The organism is Corynebacterium lowii (assembly GCF_001412085.1).
In the GTDB taxonomy this organism is placed as follows: domain Bacteria; phylum Actinomycetota; class Actinomycetes; order Mycobacteriales; family Mycobacteriaceae; genus Corynebacterium; species Corynebacterium lowii.
Genome location: NZ_LKEV01000006.1, coordinates 75,479 through 94,489 on the forward strand (window position 1 = coordinate 75,479; position 19,011 = coordinate 94,489).

The 19,011-nt window shown below is 63.5% G+C and carries 22 protein-coding genes and 1 tRNA gene; 10 read left to right on the forward strand and 13 right to left on the reverse strand.

The genetic code is table 11. From position 1 onward, the window contains the following. Nucleotides 1–21: 21 nt before the first annotated feature. Nucleotides 22–1,242, reverse strand: a complete 1,221-nt coding sequence (locus tag Clow_RS09080; RefSeq protein WP_055178471.1) for a M18 family aminopeptidase — start codon at nt 1,240–1,242, stop codon at nt 22–24. Nucleotides 1,243–1,278: 36 nt separating this feature from the next. On the opposite strand from Clow_RS09080, the gene Clow_RS09085 reads away from it, so the two are divergent. After that, entirely contained in the window at nt 1,279–2,067 is a 789-nt protein-coding gene (locus Clow_RS09085; RefSeq protein WP_055178472.1) for a RecB family exonuclease, read from the forward strand. Between the two features lie 26 nt (nt 2,068–2,093). On the opposite strand, the gene Clow_RS09090 is transcribed toward Clow_RS09085, so the two are convergent. After that, nucleotides 2,094–3,740, reverse strand: coding sequence for a formate--tetrahydrofolate ligase (locus Clow_RS09090; RefSeq protein WP_055178473.1), 1,647 nt, complete (start codon nt 3,738–3,740; stop codon nt 2,094–2,096). A gap of 31 nt (nt 3,741–3,771) precedes the next feature. On the opposite strand from Clow_RS09090, the gene Clow_RS09095 reads away from it, so the two are divergent. Together Clow_RS09095 and Clow_RS09100 are read left to right on the forward strand one after the other, a co-directional pair. Next, nucleotides 3,772–4,128 (forward strand): YidH family protein, encoded by a 357-nt coding sequence (locus Clow_RS09095; protein ID WP_245625743.1) that lies wholly within the window; start codon nt 3,772–3,774, stop codon nt 4,126–4,128. Further along, nucleotides 4,125–4,403 carry a DUF202 domain-containing protein gene (locus Clow_RS09100; RefSeq protein WP_055178475.1) on the forward strand — a complete coding sequence of 93 codons (279 nt, stop codon included), beginning with the start codon at nt 4,125–4,127 and terminating at the stop codon, nt 4,401–4,403. The genes Clow_RS09095 and Clow_RS09100 overlap by 4 nt, the downstream gene beginning before the upstream one ends. 50 nt (nt 4,404–4,453) lie before the next feature. Here Clow_RS09100 and Clow_RS09105 read toward each other — a convergent pair whose 3' ends face one another. The 8 genes from Clow_RS09105 to Clow_RS09140 all read right to left on the reverse strand — a co-directional run bounded on the left by Clow_RS09105 (nt 4,454) and on the right by Clow_RS09140 (nt 11,785). Next, nucleotides 4,454–5,761, reverse strand: a complete 1,308-nt coding sequence (locus Clow_RS09105) for an anaerobic C4-dicarboxylate transporter (protein WP_055178476.1) — start codon at nt 5,759–5,761, stop codon at nt 4,454–4,456. Nucleotides 5,762–5,846: 85 nt separating this feature from the next. Continuing rightward, nucleotides 5,847–7,325 carry an aspartate ammonia-lyase gene (aspA, locus tag Clow_RS09110; RefSeq protein WP_055178478.1) on the reverse strand — a complete coding sequence of 493 codons (1,479 nt, stop codon included), beginning with the start codon at nt 7,323–7,325 and terminating at the stop codon, nt 5,847–5,849. A gap of 67 nt (nt 7,326–7,392) precedes the next feature. Then, nucleotides 7,393–8,235 carry an ATP phosphoribosyltransferase gene (gene hisG / locus Clow_RS09115; protein ID WP_055178479.1) on the reverse strand — a complete coding sequence of 281 codons (843 nt, stop codon included), beginning with the start codon at nt 8,233–8,235 and terminating at the stop codon, nt 7,393–7,395. A 12-nt stretch (nt 8,236–8,247) separates the two neighbouring features. Beyond that, nucleotides 8,248–8,511: a phosphoribosyl-ATP diphosphatase gene (locus Clow_RS09120; protein ID WP_055178480.1), complete on the reverse strand. Its 264-nt coding sequence runs from the start codon at nt 8,509–8,511 to the stop codon at nt 8,248–8,250. A 14-nt stretch (nt 8,512–8,525) separates the two neighbouring features. Next, nucleotides 8,526–9,236, reverse strand: a complete 711-nt coding sequence (locus tag Clow_RS09125) for an HAD family hydrolase (RefSeq protein ID WP_055178481.1) — start codon at nt 9,234–9,236, stop codon at nt 8,526–8,528. Continuing rightward, complete coding sequence (locus Clow_RS09130; RefSeq protein WP_055178483.1) at nt 9,214–9,597, reverse strand: hypothetical protein; 384 nt, start codon at nt 9,595–9,597, stop codon at nt 9,214–9,216. The genes Clow_RS09125 and Clow_RS09130 overlap by 23 nt, the downstream gene beginning before the upstream one ends. Before the next feature lie 24 nt (nt 9,598–9,621). Next, nucleotides 9,622–10,854: a cysteine--1-D-myo-inosityl 2-amino-2-deoxy-alpha-D-glucopyranoside ligase gene (mshC, locus tag Clow_RS09135; RefSeq protein WP_055178659.1), complete on the reverse strand. Its 1,233-nt coding sequence runs from the start codon at nt 10,852–10,854 to the stop codon at nt 9,622–9,624. Between the two features lie 58 nt (nt 10,855–10,912). Next, on the reverse strand, nt 10,913–11,785 hold the full coding sequence (locus Clow_RS09140) for an undecaprenyl-diphosphate phosphatase (RefSeq protein WP_055178486.1): 873 nt from the start codon (nt 11,783–11,785) through the stop codon (nt 10,913–10,915). Between the two features lie 24 nt (nt 11,786–11,809). Between Clow_RS09140 and Clow_RS09145 the strand changes: the two genes are divergently transcribed. Genes Clow_RS09145 through Clow_RS09155 form a run of 3 tightly spaced genes read left to right on the forward strand, consistent with a single transcriptional unit; the run spans nt 11,810 to nt 14,826 of the window. Beyond that, nucleotides 11,810–12,667 (forward strand): aldo/keto reductase, encoded by an 858-nt coding sequence (locus Clow_RS09145; protein ID WP_069724607.1) that lies wholly within the window; start codon nt 11,810–11,812, stop codon nt 12,665–12,667. A gap of 29 nt (nt 12,668–12,696) precedes the next feature. After that, complete coding sequence (locus Clow_RS09150) at nt 12,697–13,725, forward strand: hypothetical protein (RefSeq protein ID WP_245625744.1); 1,029 nt, start codon at nt 12,697–12,699, stop codon at nt 13,723–13,725. Nucleotides 13,726–13,734: 9 nt separating this feature from the next. After that, entirely contained in the window at nt 13,735–14,826 is a 1,092-nt protein-coding gene (locus tag Clow_RS09155) for a quinone-dependent dihydroorotate dehydrogenase (protein WP_055178490.1), read from the forward strand. Here Clow_RS09155 and Clow_RS09160 read toward each other — a convergent pair. Next, nucleotides 14,823–15,344, reverse strand: a complete 522-nt coding sequence (locus Clow_RS09160) for a YbhB/YbcL family Raf kinase inhibitor-like protein (RefSeq protein WP_055178492.1) — start codon at nt 15,342–15,344, stop codon at nt 14,823–14,825. The two genes, Clow_RS09155 and Clow_RS09160, sit on opposite strands and share 4 nt — an antisense overlap. A 117-nt stretch (nt 15,345–15,461) precedes the next feature. Here Clow_RS09160 and Clow_RS09165 point away from each other — a divergent pair. The 4 genes from Clow_RS09165 (at nt 15,462) to Clow_RS09180 (ending at nt 17,438) form a co-directional block, all read left to right on the forward strand. Next, a tRNA-Leu gene (locus Clow_RS09165) sits at nt 15,462–15,547 on the forward strand. A gap of 55 nt (nt 15,548–15,602) precedes the next feature. Next, nucleotides 15,603–16,202 carry a GNAT family N-acetyltransferase gene (locus tag Clow_RS09170; protein ID WP_055178494.1) on the forward strand — a complete coding sequence of 200 codons (600 nt, stop codon included), beginning with the start codon at nt 15,603–15,605 and terminating at the stop codon, nt 16,200–16,202. Beyond that, a complete protein-coding gene (locus Clow_RS09175) occupies nt 16,199–16,891 on the forward strand; it encodes a TVP38/TMEM64 family protein (RefSeq protein ID WP_055178663.1) in 693 nt (230 codons plus the stop codon). The genes Clow_RS09170 and Clow_RS09175 overlap by 4 nt, the downstream gene beginning before the upstream one ends. Before the next feature lie 16 nt (nt 16,892–16,907). Further along, nucleotides 16,908–17,438 carry a hypothetical protein gene (locus tag Clow_RS09180; protein WP_055178497.1) on the forward strand — a complete coding sequence of 177 codons (531 nt, stop codon included), beginning with the start codon at nt 16,908–16,910 and terminating at the stop codon, nt 17,436–17,438. Here Clow_RS09180 and Clow_RS09185 read toward each other — a convergent pair. Continuing rightward, the gene (locus Clow_RS09185) at nt 17,431–18,567 is read right to left on the reverse strand and encodes an SPFH domain-containing protein (RefSeq protein ID WP_055178499.1); all 1,137 of its coding nucleotides are present in this window, start codon (nt 18,565–18,567) and stop codon (nt 17,431–17,433) included. The two genes, Clow_RS09180 and Clow_RS09185, sit on opposite strands and share 8 nt — an antisense overlap. Then, nucleotides 18,568–18,996, reverse strand: coding sequence for an NfeD family protein (locus tag Clow_RS09190; RefSeq protein WP_156334834.1), 429 nt, complete (start codon nt 18,994–18,996; stop codon nt 18,568–18,570). It abuts the gene before it with no gap. Nucleotides 18,997–19,011: the final 15 nt, after the last annotated feature.

The window sequence follows — 19,011 nt, forward strand, 5'->3', positions numbered from 1 at the left end:
TCCTTGGGAGGTCGGGGGAACTTAGCTGTTGATTAAGTATGCCTCAAGGGCCTCCCGGAACCACACCATGTCCTGCGCCCCGCATACCTCGCGGGCCGAGTGCATGGATAGCAGCGGCACGCCCACATCCACGGTGTCAATCCCCAGGCGCGTGGCGGAAATCGGGCCGATGGTAGAACCGCAGGGCACCGCATTATTCCCGGCAAAAACCTGCGTGGGTACCCCGGCCGCCGCACAGCAGCGCCGCCACATCGCCACCGTGGCCGGATTGGAGGCATAGCGCTGATTGGCGTTGATCTTAGTGACGGGGCCGTGATTCAACAGCGGGTGATGCTCGGAATCGTGCTTCTCGGGATAATTCGGATGCACCGCGTGGGCGGCATCGGCCGAGACCATCGTGGAACGCGCAAACATCGGCGCGGTGCTCAGCCCACAGGAATCGGCAATGCGCTCCAAGACGCTGCCCAGCAGCGGCCCTGCGGCCCCGCGGGTGCTCGCACTGCCCACCTCCTCGTGATCGAAGGCCGCCAATACCCAAATGTCCTGGCTCTCCTCCCCGGAGGCCACGGCTCCTTGGAGGGCGCGCAGGCCCGCATACACGGAGGTGAGATTATCCAGCCTGCCCGCGGCCAGCAGATCGCCGCTGAGGCGGCCCGGCTGGGCGTCGGCAAGCATGAGCCAGTGGCCGAAGATGTCCTCCGGGGCCACCTCGGCGGCTTGGGCCACCACTTCCATCACCGAGGTTTCCTCCACCGTGAGGATGGGCTGCACGTGGGTTTGGCGGTTGACCTCCGGGGCACGGTCTAAGTGAATAGCCAGGTTCGGAATGCGCAGCACCGGCTCTGTGCGCACCAGGGTGCTGGAACCATCCGCGAGCACCACCTCCCCGGCCAGGCACAACTCCCGATCGAACCAGGAACGAAGAATCGGCCCGCCATAAACTTCCACCCCCGCCTGCGGCCACCCCGCACCACGGCGCTCCGGCTGCGGCTTGAGCACGAATCCGGGGGAATCCGTGTGCGCGCCGATGATGCGGAAACCGGAGGTGGAATCGACCTCCTCGGGAATCCAGAAGGCGATTATTGCCCCACCCTGGCGCAGCACATAACCACCGGGGCTCAGTTCCCATGCGGCGGTTGCGTCGAGGGCCTGAAAGTCCAGGCGGCGCTCCACCTCCCGGGCGGCGTGCGGGGCGCTGGGAGAGGCGGCGAGGAAATCGAGGAAATCTAGATTCTCATTCATACCCTCTAGTCAATCACGGTTAGGGTGGTAAGCATCATGAGTTCTCCGGCACTATCCCCCTCGCGGGCCAACGATTATCAGCAATGCCCCCTGCTGTACCGCTTCCGCGCCATTGATAAACTCCCCGAACCCTCCACCGTGGCGCAGGTCAAGGGCACCCTCGTGCACGCCGTGTTGGAAGAAATGCACTCCTGGCCCCGCGAACAGCGCGAATACCCGGCGGCCGTCAAAAGGCTCAAGCCCCACTGGGAACGCATGTGCGCCGAGGACACCGAACTGAATGAACTCGTCCCCGATACCCTCCCCTTCCTCGTGGAATGCCGCACCCTGCTCAAGGGCTACTTCATGATGGAAAACCCCCAGGGCTTCGACGCCCACTCCTGCGAGGAATACGTGGGCACCACCCTGCCCAACGGAGTGCCCGTGCGCGGATTCATCGACCGCATCGACATCGCCCCCACCGGGCAGGTGCGCGTGGTGGACTATAAAACCGGCAAGAAGCCCCTGCCCCGCTACTCCCAGGCCGCCCAGTTCCAGATGCGCTTTTATGCCCTGGTGTACTGGCGCCTCCACGGAAAGATTCCCGATCAACTGCGCCTGATGTACCTCAAGGTGCACGACGACATGCTGCTGGCCCCCTCCAAGGAAGAGCTCGAATACTTCGAGCGCGACCTCGCCCGGTTATGGGAGGCCATCGTGAGCGATGGCGAGGCGGGCACCTTTGAGCCCAAGACCTCCAAACTCTGCGGCTGGTGTTCCTTCCAGGAATACTGCCCCGCCTTTGGCGGCACCCCGCCGGAGTATCCCGGCTGGCCTACCGCCTAGGTCTTGTTGCGGTAAGCCCCAGCGCCTTAGAAGAGCCCGCTGATGGTTCCGTCGGAGGCGATGTCGATGGCATTGGCCGCCGGCTTCTTCGGCAGGCCCGGCATGGTCATCACGTCCCCGGTGAGCACCACCACGAACCCTGCCCCGGTGCGCGGAATCAACTCGCGCACGTGCAGGGTATGGCCCGAGGGAGCGCCCAGAGCCTTGGGATCATCGCTAAAGGAATACTGCGTCTTAGAGATGCACACCGGCAGGCGATCCCAGCCCCAGCGGCGCAACTGCGCGAGGTCTTTGCGGGCCCTAGGAGAAAACTCCACGTTCTGCGCCCCATAGATCTCGCGGGCAATGGTGGTGATGGAGGCTTCCACGCCTTCTTCTGGATCGTAGAGCGGGTGCGAACCCTCACCAAGCGCGGCCATGACCTTGGCCGCGAGGTCGGCAGCCCCCTCCCCGCCCTTGGCCCACACCTCTACCTCGCTGAGCGCCACCCCGAACTCCTCGGCCCACTGCGCCATCACCTCGCGCTCGGCGGCGGTATCCGCGCTAAAGAGATTCAAAGCCACCACTGGCTCCACCCCGAACTTGCGCACATTGGTCACGTGGCGCTCTAGGTTCATCAAACCTCGGCGCAGGGCCTCGGTATCTTCTTTTGCGTAGTCGGAGGCCTCGCCATTGAACTTCAGGGAACGAATGGTAGCCACGATCACCGTGCCTGCCACCTCCAGGCCATAGCGGGCCTTGATGTCAAAGAACTTCTCCGCGCCGAGGTCGGAACCAAAGCCGGCCTCCGTAACCACCACATCACCACACTGCAAGGCCGTGCGGGTGGCCAGCAGCGTATTACAGCCGTGGGCGATATTGGCAAAGGGGCCGCCATGCACCAGGGCCGGGGTGCCGCCCAGGGTTTGCACCAGGTTGGGATAAATCGCGTCCTTGAGCAGCACCGTCAGCGCCCCCTGGGCGCCGAGATCGGCGGCGGTGACAGGCTCCCCGGAGTAGGTATAGCCGATGGTGATACGCCCGATCCGCTCCTTGAGGTCCTCAAGGTCCTCTGAGAGGCCGAGCACCGCCATGATCTCGCTGGCCGCCGTGATGGTAAAGCCCGTCTCCGCAGGCACCCCGTGGGCCCGGCCACCTAGGCCGGTGATGACCCCGCGCAGGGAGCGGTCATTGACGTCCACGCAGCGCTGCCAGGTCACCTGGCGAGGGTCGATATTGAGAGCATTGCCCTGGTGAATGTGGTTATCAATCAAGGCCGCCAGGGTATTCGTGGCGGCCGCGATGGCGTGAAAATCGCCGGTGAAGTGGAGGTTAATATCCTCCATCGGCACCACCTGGGAATAACCGCCGCCAGCGGCCCCACCTTTGATACCCATGACCGGCCCTTGAGAGGGCTCCCGCAGCGCGGCCAGGGAATTGTATCCGGCGGCGCGCAGGGCGTCGGCAAGCCCGATGAGGACGGTGGACTTCCCCTCACCCGCCGGAGTGGGTGACATGCCGGTGACCAGTACGAGTTTTCCGGGCTTGCCTTCCTCAAGGAGAGACGGATTCACCTTGGCCTTGGTGGTGCCATAGGCGATGAGGGCACCCTCCGGGATTCCGGCGCGCCGGGCAATATCCGCGATGGGTTCGAGGGGATGGTTCTGGGCAATTTCGACGTCGCTGAGGCTCATGCCTCCAAGCCTAGCGGTAGCATGGCGGCACGTGATCTCTTTTGCCCGCCGTCTTTTCCCCCGCGGCACCGAGCCGGACCCTCGTTTTACTCTGGCCAATGAGCGCACCTTCCTCGCCTGGACGCGCAGCGCACTGGCCTTTATCGCCGCCGGGGTGGCGCTCAAAGCCTTTGGCGGTGAGGTGGCCGAGGGTGCCCTGTGCACCGCCCTGGCGGTGGGAGCCTGTTGCCTCGGGGTGCTCATCGCCGTGGGGGCGGCGGTGCGCTGGGTGCAGGTGGAACGCGCGATGCGGGAGGATCGACCCCTGCCCGTGCCCACCCTGGTGCCGGTGCTCATGCTGGGGGCCGTGGCGGCGGGAATCGGGGCGATGGTGGTGTTTCTGGAATGAGAGACCCCGGATTGCAGCCCGAGCGCACCGCCTTGGCCTGGGCGCGCACGACGGCCGCCCTGGCCACCACGGCGGCGTTGCTGCTGCGCTGGGTGCAGATGGGGTGGTGGCTGTGCATGCCGGTGGCCCTGCTGGTGGCGGCAGCCGGAACCATCTACGCAACGCAGCGGCGGCGCTACCAGCGCGACGGCGCGGAGGTGGCCGCCGTGCTGAGCTTGGGGGCCTGCGTGGGGCTGTGCGGGCTGTTGGCGGTGGCTCTGATCTGTGTGGCTTAGCGTTGTGGCCTAGTGACGCAGCTCAGCGCGGAGTGGTGGGGCGAAGCGGCCTAGAGGATCAGCGAGCCAAAGAGGTAGCCCAGCCCCACGGCGATGGCGGTATAGACTACTCCCGGAATCAGGAAGGGATGGTTGAATACCGCCTTACCGATGCGGGTGGAGCCGGTATCGTCCATCTCCACGGCGGCGAGCAGGGTGGGATAGGTGGGCAGTACGAAGAGCGCCGAGACCGCCGGGAAGGCCGCCACCGCCGTGAGCGGGCTGACCCCCATCGCCAGGGCCGCGGGCATGAGGGCCTGCGCGGTGGCGGCCTGGGAATAGAGCAGCGAGGCGGCGAAGAAGAGCACCACGGCCAACAACCAGGGGCTACTGTGCAGCACCGAGCCGGAGAGCGATTCGATGCCCTCCATATTGTTCTTGATAATCGTGGTACCCAACCAGGCCACGCCGAGCACACAGATGCAGGCGGACATGCCCGAGCGGAATACCTGAGTATCCAGAATCTCGCCGGCGGGAATCTTAGTGGCCACGACGATGGCCGTGGCGGCGCTGAGCATGAGCGCCATGATCGCCTCATTGCGCGGCAGGGTGGGATCGGCAATCAGGCCCACCTGCGAGGAGGTGAGCGTGGCATAAAACACCACGAGTACGATGGCGCCGAGGAAAATCCCCACGGAGGTACGAGCCGCCCGCGTGGGTTCATAGGAAGCGGCTATCGACGCCTCCTTGACCAGCCCTTGACGCACCCGCTCCTGGTACACCGGGTCATCCTCCAAATCCTTGCCCAGGCGATTGCTCAGCCAGGCCGTAGGGAAAATGGCGAGGAAGGTAGCGGGGATCATCACGGCGAGCAGGGACAGATAGGAAACTCCCAGGGGTTCCAGGATGGAAGCCAAAAAGACCACCGCGGCGGAAATAGGCGAGGCCACAATGCCCATCTGGGCGGCCACCACCGCTACCGAGAGTGGACGCGAGGGGCGCACCTTGCCCTCCTTGGCCACCTCCACGATGACCGGGAGGGTGGAAAAAGAGGTGTGCCCGGTGCCCGCAAAGACCGTCATGAGATAGGTGACCACCGGGGCCCACAGAGTGATCTGGCGGGGATTGCGGCGCAGGAAGCGCTCGGCCCAATACACCAGGAGTTCCATGCCGCCCGCGCGCTGCATGGTGGCGATGGCGGCGATAACGGACATGATGATGCCGATGACATCGAAGGGAATATCCTCCCGGCTGACCGGAACGCCGGTCAAACCCAGGAGGAGAACACCAAGGCCACCGGTGAAGCCGATGGCGATGGAACCGAGACGGGCACCGAGGACGATCGCCGCGAGAACGATCACTATGTGCAGGATAAGCATATCCGAGAAGCCCCTTGCAGAGATACGGTTTCTAACACCGTAATTATCCTGCTGAGGAGCTTATCGGGGCAACTTATGTGAGCGGTTAGTCATCCAGATAAATGGTGCCGCGGAACTCCGGGTGCATGAGGTTTTCCTTGGAGAGCACGCGATCAAGCGTCTCCTTATCCATCAGGCCCTTATCCAACACCAGATCGCGTACCTTGGCGCCGGTGGCCGCGGCCTCCTTGGCGATGAGGTCGCCATTGTGGTGGCCGATGAAGGGGTTGAGGTAGGTGACGATGCCGATGGAATTATCCACGTAGGCGCGGCACACCTCCGCATTGGCGGTAATACCCGTGACGCACTTGGTGCGCAGGGTATCGGCCGCATTGCGCAGAATACGCAGAGACTCAAACAGCGCCTCACCAATCACCGGCTCCATCACGTTGAGCTGGAGCTGCCCGGCCTCGGCGGCCATCGTCACGGTGAGGTCATTGCCAAAGACCTTGAAGCACACCTGATTGACCACCTCGGGGATCACCGGATTGACCTTGCCCGGCATGATCGAGGAACCCGCCTGGCGCGCGGGCAGGTTGATCTCGTGCAGGCCAGCGGTGGGGCCGGAGGAAAGCAGGCGCAGATCGTTACAGATCTTGGAGAGCTTCATGGCCGCGCGCTTTATGGCGGAGTGCGCCAACACGTAGGCGCCGGTATCGGAGGTGGCCTCGATGAGGTCCTTGGCGGACTTGATCTCTAGGCCGGTGGTCTCGCTCAGGGCCGCGACCACCTGGTGACGATAGCCCGCCGGGGTGTTCACCCCGGTGCCAATGGCAGTGGCGCCGAGGTTAACCTCCAACAGACGATCCGCCGCGGCCCGCATAATGGCCTGCTCCTCGCTGAGATTGGAAGCAAAGGCGCGGAACTCATCGCCCAGGGTCATCGGCACGGCGTCTTGGAGCTGCGTGCGGCCCATCTTGAGGATGTCCTCGAACTCCGCTCCCTTGGTCTGGAAGGCGGATTGGAGGGCGTCGTAAGCCTCGATGAGGCTCATCAGCTCGTTGTACACGCCCAGGCGGAAGCCCGTGGGGTAGGCGTCGTTGGTGGACTGGGACATGTTCACATCATCGTTGGGGTTGATGATGTCGTAGGAGCCCTTGGGCTCGCCCAGGTATTCCAGGGCGAGGTTGGCAATGACCTCGTTGGTGTTCATGTTGAGGCTGGTACCGGCGCCGCCCTGGAAGAGGTCAATGGGGAATTGATCCATGCAGCGGCCCTTGTCCAGGATTTGATCGCAGGCCCAAATGATGGCCTCGGCCTTCTTGCGCGGCAGGGTGTGCAGGCGGCGATTAGCCATGGCCGTGGCCTTTTTCACCTGCACCATGCCGCGGATAAAGGCGGGCACTTGGTTGATGGTGTTGCGAGAGATTTGGAAGTTCTCCACGGCACGCAGGGTGTGGATGCCGTAATAGGCGGAGGCGGGAACTTCCATGGTGCCTAGAAGGTCCTCCTCCGTCCGGGTACCCGGGGTGGGGGTGTTCGCTTCCTGGTTCTTAACCTTGGCAGTCTTTTTCGACGTAGCCATGTGGAAACGGCGTCCTTTCTCGATGGATCAATTGACGCCTCCATAGTAGCGATGATGTGGGTTTTGCCTAGATGCGCGCAATCCTCAGATCCGTGGCCAAAATCGCCTCCGCCCCTACCCCGGCGAGGGCATCCATGACGTCGTTAGCCTCCGAGCGCGGGATCATGGCGCGCACCGCCACCCAATCCTTCCTGGTGAGCGGCGAAACTGTGGGGCCGGAAAGCCCAGGGGTGATCGCCGTGGCTTCGTCAAGGCGATCGCGGGAGACGTTGTAATCGAGCACCACGTAATGATGAGCGTGGACGATGCCTTCAAATCTGCGTAACATCACACGTTGCTCGGGGGTGATTTCGGGGGTACGCCCGACGACGATCGCCTCGGAACGGCAGATCACCTCCCCGAAAGGCTCCAAGCCCTGCTGGCGCAGGGTGGCTCCGGTGGACACCACATCCGCGATAACATCGGCCACGCCGAGCTTGATGGAAATTTCCACCGCGCCATCGAGCCGAATAACGGTGGCCTCAATCCCCTTGCCTTCCAGGTAGGTGCGCACCAGGTGCGGGTAGGCGGTGGCCACGCGCTTTCCGGCCAATTTCTCCACCGTCCAATCCTGGCCCGCCGGGGTGGCAAAGCGGAAGGTGGAGGCCCCAAAGCCCAGGGGCAGCACCTCGGTGACCTCGGCCTGAGAGTCGGCGGCGAGATCGCGGCCGGTGATGCCGAGGTCGAGTTCCCCGGAGGCCACGTAAATGGCGATGTCCTTGGGGCGGAGGAAAAAGAACTCCACGTTATTGGCCCGATCAATCACGTTGAGGGCCTTGGAATCCCGGCGGCTGGCGTACCCGGCCTCCTTGAGGATGGTGGCAGCTACCTCGGAAAGGGCGCCCTTATTGGGCACGGCAATGCGCATCATGGGTGGGTTCTCCTAAAGGTAGCGGTAGATATCTTCGGGGCTCAGGTCCCGGGAGAGCATGATGACCTGCACCCAGTACATCAGCTGGGAAATCTCTTCAGCCAGTTCCTCCTTGGATTGATACTCTGCGGCCATCCATACCTCGGCGGCCTCCTCCACCACCTTCTTGCCAATGCCGTGGACCCCGGAGGCGAGGGCGGCGGCGGTGGAGGATTCCTCCACGCTCGCCTGGGCGCGAGATTGTAGTTCCTGATAGAGGGAGTCAAAGTTCTTCACGGAAGAAGATTATTTCATGCCTGGGTGCTCAGGGTGAACCATCTCTCAACATCGGCAGCTCGAACCCCCTCAAAGGAGCGCGAACCCCCGTGGAGGCTTTGCATGAGCAGCACGCCCTCAACGAGGTCCGATTCATCCTCCGGCAGGCCGATGACCTGGCAACCAGCGGCCACGGCGGCGGTCATACCGGCCTGGGAGTCCTCAAAGACCAGGCACTCCTGCGGGGCCACCCCCAGGCGGCGGGCGGCCTCCACGTACATGTCGGGGGCGGGTTTAAATCGCCCGGCCTCGTCACCGGCCACGGAATCGCAGAAGAACTGCTCCCCCACGGCCTTGATAGAAGGGTCGGCAAGGGCGCGCTCGGTATTAGTGGTCACCATCATCGGCACGCCAAGAGCGCGCAGGCCTTCGAGCAGGGGGCGGACCCCAGGGCGTGGGGCGAGGGATTGCTCAAAGAGCCTGCCCACGCGGGCAAACATGGCGTCGTGAAGCTCCTTGGCCTGCTCGGGGCTCACCTCTACTCCGGCATGATCCGCGCAGACCTGAAGGGTGTGGTGGAAGGAACCGCCCACGGTGGCGGCGCGCAGTTCCGGGGTGAGGCGGCGGCCCAGGTGTTCACTGAGTTCGTAGGTGGCGATTCCCCACAGGGGCTCGGAATCTACCAGGGTGCCGTCCATATCCCAGAAGATCGCGCGGGGGCCGTTACTCCAAGATGGGGAGGTCATGCAGCTCCTCTTCTGCTACTCCGGCACCGCGGGCGAGGGCGCGGAAGAGATCGTTGAGCTCCGCGTATTCCTCCGGCTCAAGCACGGCGCAGTGGTGCTTCTCGTTGAAAGCGTGCAATTCCTCGATGGTGGCGCGCAGGAACACCGGCACGGCTTCCGGGGGCTCGCCCTCTACCCGGTCCAGCAGGGTACCAAGGATACTGCGCAATTCCTCCAGGGCAGTGGGATCGAAGGGCTGATCCCAGAGTTCCTTTTCCTCCTCCTGGAGATAATCCCCGGAGACAAAGGTGCTTAGATCCTTCAAAAACTCGTCGATAGCCGGTTGAAACTCGCTGCGGATGTGGGCGGAGGGGGTACTCATGGCTTCCATTGTGAATCAAACCCCCTATATGCGCACGCCCAGCAGGGATTCCATCGCCAGGCTCACCGCGCTGCCCTGCCCCTCTGTCGAACAGGTGCACGCCCACTCGTCGAGCACCGCCAGGGCACCGGGGGTATCGAGGTCGTCGGAAAGCCGGGCGCGCAGTTCGGCCACCACGGATTCGGCGTGGTCGATGCTGCCACCGCGTTGGGCGGCCTCGCGCCAATAGGCCAAGCGCTGCTCGGCCTCGGTGAGCACGGCCTGAGACCAATCGCGGTCGCTGCGGTAATGCGAGGAAAAGACGCCTAGGCGGATGGCATCGGGCTCATGGCCTGCACGTAGGAGATCGGAGACGAACACCAGATTGCCGAGGGACTTGGACATCTTCACCCCATCCAAGGCCATCATGCCGGCGTGCACGTAGTGCCCGGCCATGCGCTCGCAACCCAGGGCAGCCTCCGCGTGGGCGGCGGAGAACTCGTGGTGCGGGAAGGCGAGGTCGGAGCCACCGCCCTGGATAGCAAAGTGCGGCCCCAAGCGCTTGGTGGCGATGGCGGAGCACTCGATGTGCCAGCCGGGACGGCCCGGGCCGAAGGGAGAATCCCAGGCGGGCTCCCCCGGCCTTTGCGCGCGCCAAATCAGGGCATCGAGGCTGTGGGCCTTGCCGGGGCGCTCGGGGTCGCCGCCGCGCTCGGCAAAGAACTTCTCCATCTCGGCCCAGGAATAGTGGGACTCGTAGCCGAACTGCTCGGTGGCGTCCACGGAGGCGTACACATCCGGGTATTCGGAATCATCCACGGTGTAGGCGGCCCCGCTATCGAGCAGGGCGGAGACCATCTCGATCACCTCGTCGATGGATTCCATCGCTCCCACATAATCGCGCGGCGGTAGCACCCGCAGGGCCTCCATATCCCTGCGGAACTTTTCTATCTGGGAGGTACCCAGTTCGCGCCAATCCACCCCATCGCGGGCGGCCCGCTCAAAGAGCGGATCGTCCACATCGGTGATGTTTTGCACGTAATGTACCTCGTGGCTATTATCGCGCAGCACCCGATAAGCCAGGTCAAAGGCGAGGTAGGTGGCCGCGTGCCCCAAATGCGTGGAGTCGTAGGGGGTGATTCCGCACACGTACATGCCCACCGGCCCGCTCTCGGGTACCTCCACCTCGCGCACGGTTTGCGCCGCAGTGTCGTAGAGGTGAAGCGGTACTGGGTTGCCGGGGGCCGTGGGAAGCTGAGGGGAGGGCCAAGAACGCATGGGATACACCCTATCCCCTTTGGCGCCTCCGTGGCCCAGCTGGGTGCGGAGGGTCCGCTTAGAGCAGGCCCACAGCCAGCAGAATCATCACCAAAATACCCAGCGGAATGCGGTAGGCGGCAAACCAGGAGAAGGAATGGTGCGCCACGAACTTCAGCAACCAGGCAATACAGGCATAGCCCAAGACAAAGCAGATGAGGGTGCCCACTAGCAATTGCCCGCCCGAGGCCGCTTGCCCCACCGCGGGATCAAAAACGTCCTTGAGGGAGAACAGCCCCGAGGCCATCACGGCGGGGATGGCGAGCAGGAAGGAAAACCTCGTGGCCACCTCGCGCTCTAGGCCCAGGAAGAGGCCGCCGGAGATGGTGCCGCCGGAGCGCGAGACGCCGGGGATCAGCGCAAGACACTGGCACAGGCCCATGACCAGGGCGTCTTTCATGGTGAGTTCTTCATAAGAGCGTTCTTTGCGGCCGATCTTTTCCGCCAGGATGAACACGAAGGAGAACAAGATGAGCACGGTGGCGGTGATCCAGAGGTTGCGCAGCGTATCGCGGATGGCGTCCTGGAAGAGCACCCCGGCGATGCCGATGGGCAGGGAACCAGCAATCACCATCCACCCCATGCGGTAATCAAAATTACGGGCCTCGCGGTTAAAGAGACCCCGGAACCATGCGGTGAGAATATTCCAAATATCGCGAGCAAAGTACACCACCACCGCCAGTTCCGTGCCCAGTTGCACCACAGCCGTGAAGGAAGCCCCTGCATCGGCCCCCCAGAACAGCTCTGAGACGATGCGCAGGTGGCCCGAGGAACTCACCGGCAAAAACTCGGTGAGCCCCTGGACGATGGAGAGCACGATCACCTGTATCCAGGACATCTGCTCGGTATTGGCGGCAGCGGAGGCAAGCAAGGTCACGTCATTCACCCGCATGACCCTACTACTAGGCTGGGACCGGTGGATTTAAGAACACTGGGGCAATCCGGTCTAAGAGTCTCCGAGCTGGGCCTGAGCACGGGGCATTGGGGAACACAGGTGGCTATCGACGCCGCCCCGGCCCTCTTGCGCGCCTTCCTCGACGAGGGAGGAAACCTGGTGGACGTGGCCTCCGCAGCGGCGATGGCCGAGGTCAATTCCGGGGTACACCGCCGCGAACTGGTGCTTTCTGCGGCCTCGGGGGTGAACCCGGCATCGCCCGCGGGGCGTCGGGTGGATTGCTCGCGGCGCGCCTTACTCAACGATCTCGATGATATTTTGGCCACTCTTGGCCTGGACCACCTCGACTTGTGGAGCGTGGCCTATTGGGACCCTCACACCCCCGTGGAGGAGGTTTGTGCGGCGCTGGATTATGCGGTGGATACCGGGCGGGTGCGCTACGCCGGGGTACGCGATTACGCCGGATGGCAATTGGCCGCCACCTACGCACAACGTCCCCTCGTGGCCACGCAGGTGCCCTATTCTCTCCTGGTACGCGAGGCGGAATTGGAGGTTATGCCCGCCGCCGAATATCTGGGGGTGGGGTTGATCGCCGCCGATCCCCTCGCCCACGGGGTGCTCAGCGGAGAGATCGCCGCCGACGATCCCCATGCCCCGCGCTTTATGGGCCAGCGCTCGGAGAAGATCACAGAGGCGCTGCGCACGGCGGCTCAGGGGCTGGGGCTTTCGGCTGCCACGGCAGCGGTGGCCTGGGTACGCCAGCGGGCAGAAGTGGCCGCTACCTTGGTGGAAGCCCAGGAACCGGAGGACATATCCCGGTGCGCTCGGGCGACCTTGCCGGTGCCTATTCACAGGGCTCTTGACGATATATCTCGCTGAGCACACTGCTAAAGTTCCCTATTGTGAAGATGGCAAAGAAAGCGAAGTTCACGGCCATGCTCGCGCTGACGTGCACGGCGTTTTTGGCGGCTGGCTGCCAATCGCAGATTCCCTCGGATCTGGGTGATGAGATGGGCAATGCCCAGCCCGTTGCCTCGCCACCCAGCAGTGATCCCGCCGGTGAGGTGATCGCCCTGCCGGTGTCGGTAGCCAAGGTGCAGGCCGTGGAACGGGTGGGCAACACGCTGGCCGTGCGCTCGGCTGAGACCATCGCCCTGGGCACGGTGGAAGATTTCCGCTCCGGGGACGCCGTGGAGGTTTCTATCCCCGCCGAATGTGGCGAGCTGAGCGCCGCGAGCGATTCCTTCGTGCTGGCCTGTGGCCAGGAGGTGCGCCTCTACCCCGCCGATCATCCGCGCGAGGAGCAGGTGCGTTCCGTGGAGCACCGCGCCACCGCCGCCACCCTGCTCAGCAGCGGGGAGCTCGCCACCGCCAACGACAGCGAGGACGAGGTAGTCATATACCCCCCGCAGGGTGACCCCGTGGTGATCGGCGTGGAGGCCCCCACCACCCAATTGCTTTCCCAACCAATCAGCGGCGCCCCCGATGCCCTCGTGCGGACGTGGGCGGAGGATACGACGATCCAGGACATTGACTGGACCAATGAACGCGAGGGAGGCCGCCTGCGCGTGGGCCTGGGCGTGGGGCGGATAAGCACGGGAACCGAGGAGCTGCTCTTGGCCTCGGATACCACCGGCGATCAATTGGCGGTGTACACCACCGATGACGTTGTGCGCTTGCACCAGACGGCACCGGTGCCGGATTCCCCTTGGGCGGTGGCCTGGGATGAATCTCACCGCCTCGCCTGGGTGGCTTCTACCGCCGGTAATATACTGACTGGCTGGGATATTTCGCAGGGGGTCCCGGAGCAGCGTCACAGCCTGTCCACTGTGGCCAATGCCACCTCGCTCCTAGCGTTGGATAACGGCACCCTCGTGCTGGCCTCCGCGAGCGGCGAGGGCCTCCAAGTGATTAATAACCCCACCTCTTCCACGTAAGGATTTCTCATGGGTGCTCTTCGCAATACCGCTTATCGTCTGGTTCTCAAAGGACTCTTCGTTATGGACCCAGAGAAGGTTCATGGCTTGGTCAGTGATGTGTTGGGGGTTCTGCAATTCATGGGGCCACTCAATCGCCTCATCGGGCGAGTGATGCCTGTGCGCGATCCCATTCTGGCTCAGGAGGTTTTTGGCGCGGTATTTCCGCGTCCCCTGGGTTTGGCCGCGGGCTTTGATAAGTCCGCGCACTCCCCCGATCTATGGACTCCCATCGGCTTTGGTTATGCGGAGATTGGTACCGTCACGGCCTCTCCCCAGCCCGGTAACCCCACACCGCGGCTTTTCCGCCTTAAGGCCGATCGCGGCATCCTCAACCGCATGGGCTTTAATAACCCTGGGGCCGCCCAGGTGGCCACCAACCTCTATCGACGCCGTTACGAGGACATCGTGGGCGTCAATATCGGCAAAACCAAGGTGGTGCCGCTGGAAAACGCGGTGGAGGATTATAAGCGCTCTGCCAATCTCCTAGAGCACCTGGCCACCTACCTCGTGGTCAATGTTTCCTCCCCCAATACCCCAGGATTGCGGGACCTCCAGGCAGTGGAATCCCTACGCCCCATCTTGCAAGCAGTTCAGGGGACCACAGATGCCCCGGTGTTGGTGAAAATCGCCCCCGATCTTTCCGATGAAGATATTGATGCCGTGGCTGATCTGGCCTTGGAATTGGGGCTCGATGGAATTGTGGCTACCAATACCACCATCTCCCGCGAGGGCTTGGCTACCAAAAAGGTAGAGGAGATGGGGGCCGGAGGGGTTTCTGGCCCACCCGTGGCCGCCCGCTCCCTAGAGGTGCTCAAACGCTTGCGCGCCCGAGTAGGCGATGAGCTGGTGCTTATCTCCGTGGGGGGGATCGAGACCCCGCAGCAGGCCTGGGAGCGCATTGCCGCTGGGGCTACCCTGCTCCAGGGATATACCGGACTCATCTACGGTGGGCCGGATTGGATTCGGGATATTCACCGTGGACTGGCTGATCAATTACGAGCCCAGGGTTTTGGCAATATCGCTGAAGCCGTGGGCTGCGGACGAGCCTGGGTGGATTAATTCTCGTACCAACCCCACAGGATTGCGCGACCCAGGGAATGGAAGTAAAGCTGAAAACCGAGCACCGTGGGGCTAGCGGTGGCGTCGATTTCTAGCTCTTCCACGTCTACCGCATGGACGGCAAAGAGATAGCGGTGCGGGCCGTGCCCCTCGGGCGGCTGGGGGCCATAAAAAGAGCGCTGCCCGCTATCGTTCACTAGGGATAGCGCTCCTTCTATTTCTTCCCCGGCGGTGATCTCCGTGACGTTCACCGGGATATTGCACACCGCCCAGTGCCAGAAACCGGCGGCCGTGGGGGCATCGGGATCAAAGCATGTGATGGCGAGCGATTTGGTGCCCTCGGGCAGATCGGACCAGGCGAGGTGCGGGGAACGCGATGAGGGGGCGGCTATGTTCTCCGAGAGGCGCTGGCTTTCCTCGAAATCTTCGGAGCGGAGCGAGAACTCGGGGAGTTTCTTGAGCGGAGCATAGGGATCGGGGCCGGGGAAACGGGAATCGTGGGCGTAGGAATAACTCATGCCTTCCACTACTACACGAACTTCCACAGTTGTTATTTAAAAAGGTATCCTGAACTGCCAGTTTGTTGCTAAATGTGGGGTTGGGTTAAGGTAAACGTCGTTCGCATGAACCACCTTGCCCGGGTGGCGGAATGGCAGACGCGCTAGCTTGAGGTGCTAGTGTCCTATTAACGGACGTGGGGGTTCAAGTCCCCCTCCGGGCACAAGAGATATAAGGCCCGCCGAAAGGCGGGCTCTTTTTCATTTAGGATATTCCCCATGACTATTCGGCCTTATCAGCCCCACGACAGGGAAAGCGTGGTCCGCATCCTCGTGAGTGCTTTTCGTGAGGACCCCTCCTTTGCTCGCACCACGGCATTAGCCCTCTCGGATGATAAGAAGCAGGTATTGGAGGATATTTTTCGCCTCCAGATCGACCACGAATACGCTCCCCACGGGGTGATAGACCTCGTGGAAGAAGAAGGCCAGATCCTCGGCGTCGCCCTGTGGAACCGCCCCGATGGTGAACCCGGAGTGATCGACCAGCTCCGCAGCACCAGGCAATACACCCGTATCTTCGGGCGCAATATCGTCAAGGCCTACCTCCGGGAGCGCGAATCGGGGGCCTATCACCCCAAGTTCCCCCACTGGTACCTCTATACCCTGGCCGTCTCCCCCGCCGCCCAGGGCAAGGGGGTGGGCTCGGCCCTACTCAAGGCCGGATTGGAGCGCGCGGGTCATGAGGCAGTGTATTTGGAGGCCTCCACTCCCCGTTCCGCCAAACTCTATGCCACCCTTGGCTTCGTCCCCTTGGGCGAACTTCCCCGTCATGGTGCGGGGCCGAGCGAATTAGCCATGTGGCGCGCACCGGCCCTGTGATAGCTTTCCTTCGCCTCATAGCGCGCGACGCCCTCGCGGCGATACGCGGGTGGTCCTGGGCCAAGCGTGGGGTGGTACTCGGGGCGTCGATAGCTTTCATAGCCATCACCGCCTGGGTGGAGGTGCCCGCGGTGAGCACGCTGCGCGACTGGGCCGAACAATGGGGCGCGGGCTTTCCTCTGCTCTTTTGGACCCTCTACGTGGGTATTACGCAGTTCCCCGTGCCGCGCACCATGCTCACCTTGGCCTCGGGGATTCTCTTCGGCCCGTGGTGGGGGCTGGCCATAGCGCTCAGCGCCACGGCGGTATCGGCGTTGATCTCCTTGCTCATCGTGCGTGGACTGTTAGGCGAATGGATAAAGCCCCGTCTGCGCCACCCCGCCGTGGCAAAGATGAGCGCACGCCTGGAACAACGCGGCTGGCTGGCGGTGGGCTCGCTGCGTCTGATCGCCGGTATCCCCTTTAGCTTGCTCAATTACGTGGCGGCGTTAAGCCCCGTGCCGGTGCTTCCCTTCGTCGCGGCCACGGCCGTGGGCTCCGCTCCCGGAACGGCGGCGATAGTGCTGCTGGGCGATTCCCTGGCCACGCGGCCGAATCCCGCCCTCGTGGTGGTGATGGTGCTGCTCGCAGGAGTGGGCGTGGCCGGGGTGGTGATGGATCGTCGATTGCCAGTCAAGGCTGGGGAGTAGACGCTACACTAAAGGAATGTTTGCCCTTCATGCTCGGTATCGGGGGCGTGCCACGCGGCGCGCCGATCTGGTGTCCCGCTCGGCCCAGGCGCTGAGCACGTTGGATGGGGTGGGAACCTTTGAATCCCTCGGCGTGGAGGATATTCGCGCGGAGATCAGTACCCCGGAGGCCCTATGCAACGTGGTCATGGCCCTGCTTTCCGATGGCGACTGGGCCATCGGGCTGGGTCTGGGTACGCAGGCACTCGATGAGGCCACCGGCAGTCTGAGCCGCGCGGCCAGGCCGGGCACGGTGAGCGTGGGGGCGCACCCCCAGGCGGGCGATATAGCGGCGGTCTTTGCCCTGCTGGGCCAGGTATTAGCCAAGCGCACGGTGGAGGGCCGGGAGGCCACGGCCCTGGTGCGCGGCGGGCTGAGCCAGAATGAGGCGGCCGCGGAGCTGGGCATCTCCAAGCAGGCGATGTCCCAGCGCCTACAAGCCGCGGGATGGCAGGCGGAAAACGCCGGGTGGCAGCTGGCGGTGAACCTCCTGCGGCGGGCTAGTTAGAGCCCTCCTCCTTGACCAGCTCGGCCAGGGAGGGGTCCACGGGCTTATTAGCCACGGCATTAGCGGCCGCCACGGCGGCGGCGATCTCGGGGGCGGATTCCGTGGAGAACCAGCTATCGGTATTCTCCGGCTCCGCCATTTCCTTGGTCTCGGCGTCCACGGCCTGCGGCTCGTAGCGGAACACGCCCTCCTCGTCCTTCTTGGCCATCGCACGGGCGAATTGCTCCAGGGAATCGCCAAACTGGGAGGGCACCATCCACATCGTCGAGGCTTTGCCCTCGGCCATCTTGGGTAGCTTCTCGAGGTACTGGTAGGCCAGCACCTCGGGGGTGAGCTTGGTGGACTTGATCGCGGCGTTGACCTTTTGAATGGCGCGGGCCTCACCCTGAGCCTCCAGGTAGCGGGCGGCGCGGCGGCCCTCGGCACGCAGAATCTCCGCCTGACGGTCGGCCTCGGCGGCCAGGATGGCGGCGTGCTTCTCGCCCTCGGCCGCGAGGATACGGGCCTGCTTTTCACCCTCGGCGGTCTTAATATCGGATTCTCGCTGGCCCTCGGCGCTCAGAATGGTGGCGCGCTTCTCGCGGTCCGCCTTCATCTGCATCTCCATGGACTGTTGAATCGAGGGCGGCGGATCAATGGCCTTAAGCTCCACGCGGCTAATGCGCAGCCCCCACTTGGTAGTGGCGGCGTCGAGTTCTCCGCGCAGGCGGCGGTTGATGATCTCTCGGGAGGTCAGCGTTTCTTCCAGGGTCATTCCGCCTACGACGTCGCGCAGCGTGGCCACGGAGATCTGCTCCACGCCCACGATGTAGTTATCCACTCCGTAGATGGCGCGGGCGGGGTCGTTGATTTGGAAGGTCACCACGGTATCAATGGCCACGGTGAGGTTGTCCTGGGTGATAACGGCTTGGGGTGGGAAGGACACCACGCGCTCGCGGGTGTCGATGCGGGCGCGCACCCGGTCGAGGAAGGGCACGAGGAAGGTTAGGCCGCCTTCCACGGTGCGGGTATAGCGGCCCAGGCGCTCAATCACGGCGGCCTGGCCCTGGGGAATAAGCGCGATGGCCTTGATAACTAAGAGGGCAATAAAAAGGATGAGAACTGCCAGAACAAGTAATCCTGGTTCCATTTAAGTCTCCTTCCAGACGATAGCGACGGGACCGTCGATACGCACAACGGTGACGTACTCGCCCGCGTTGTACTCGGCGTGGGGATCAACGGTGGCGGCGGACCAGATGGTGCCGTCGAGCTTGATCTGCCCGCCGCCTTCGGTGACCGGCTCAATGACCTCGGCGCGGTGCCCCACCAGGGCACCCGTGGAGGTATCGAGGGCGAGCGGCACCTGCATTCTGCGGCGTAGAAGGGGCTTGATGAAGAACAGCAGGCCGAGGGAGACGAGGGCAAAGGTGAGCACCTGCGCCCACAGTGGTGTTTCGAGCACCGCCATGCCGCTGGCGGCTAATGCTCCGCCGCCGAGCATGAGAAGGGTGAACTCCCCCACCGCTAGTTCTAGACCCGCCAGAGCAAGGGCTGCGATGAACCAAGCGATGATTTCCACCCCACCCACCTTACC

Coding starts and splice junctions, on each gene's coding strand:
- Clow_RS09155 (WP_055178490.1), top strand. CDS start 13,735: ATGGGTGCTCTTCGCAATACCGCTTATCGTCTGGTTCTCAAAGGACTC.
- Clow_RS09170 (WP_055178494.1), top strand. CDS start 15,603: ATGACTATTCGGCCTTATCAGCCCCACGACAGGGAAAGCGTGGTCCGC.
- mshC (WP_055178659.1), bottom strand. CDS start 10,854: ATGCGTTCTTGGCCCTCCCCTCAGCTTCCCACGGCCCCCGGCAACCCA.
- Clow_RS09125 (WP_055178481.1), bottom strand. CDS start 9,236: ATGACCTCCCCATCTTGGAGTAACGGCCCCCGCGCGATCTTCTGGGAT.
- Clow_RS09090 (WP_055178473.1), bottom strand. CDS start 3,740: ATGAGCCTCAGCGACGTCGAAATTGCCCAGAACCATCCCCTCGAACCC.
- Clow_RS09160 (WP_055178492.1), bottom strand. CDS start 15,344: ATGAGTTATTCCTACGCCCACGATTCCCGTTTCCCCGGCCCCGATCCC.
- Clow_RS09085 (WP_055178472.1), top strand. CDS start 1,279: ATGAGTTCTCCGGCACTATCCCCCTCGCGGGCCAACGATTATCAGCAA.
- Clow_RS09080 (WP_055178471.1), bottom strand. CDS start 1,242: ATGAATGAGAATCTAGATTTCCTCGATTTCCTCGCCGCCTCTCCCAGC.
- Clow_RS09150 (WP_245625744.1), top strand. CDS start 12,697: ATGGCAAAGAAAGCGAAGTTCACGGCCATGCTCGCGCTGACGTGCACG.
- Clow_RS09100 (WP_055178475.1), top strand. CDS start 4,125: ATGAGAGACCCCGGATTGCAGCCCGAGCGCACCGCCTTGGCCTGGGCG.
- aspA (WP_055178478.1), bottom strand. CDS start 7,325: ATGGCTACGTCGAAAAAGACTGCCAAGGTTAAGAACCAGGAAGCGAAC.
- Clow_RS09105 (WP_055178476.1), bottom strand. CDS start 5,761: ATGCTTATCCTGCACATAGTGATCGTTCTCGCGGCGATCGTCCTCGGT.
- hisG (WP_055178479.1), bottom strand. CDS start 8,235: ATGATGCGCATTGCCGTGCCCAATAAGGGCGCCCTTTCCGAGGTAGCT.
- Clow_RS09185 (WP_055178499.1), bottom strand. CDS start 18,567: ATGGAACCAGGATTACTTGTTCTGGCAGTTCTCATCCTTTTTATTGCC.
- Clow_RS09140 (WP_055178486.1), bottom strand. CDS start 11,785: ATGCGGGTGAATGACGTGACCTTGCTTGCCTCCGCTGCCGCCAATACC.
- Clow_RS09180 (WP_055178497.1), top strand. CDS start 16,908: ATGTTTGCCCTTCATGCTCGGTATCGGGGGCGTGCCACGCGGCGCGCC.
- Clow_RS09130 (WP_055178483.1), bottom strand. CDS start 9,597: ATGAGTACCCCCTCCGCCCACATCCGCAGCGAGTTTCAACCGGCTATC.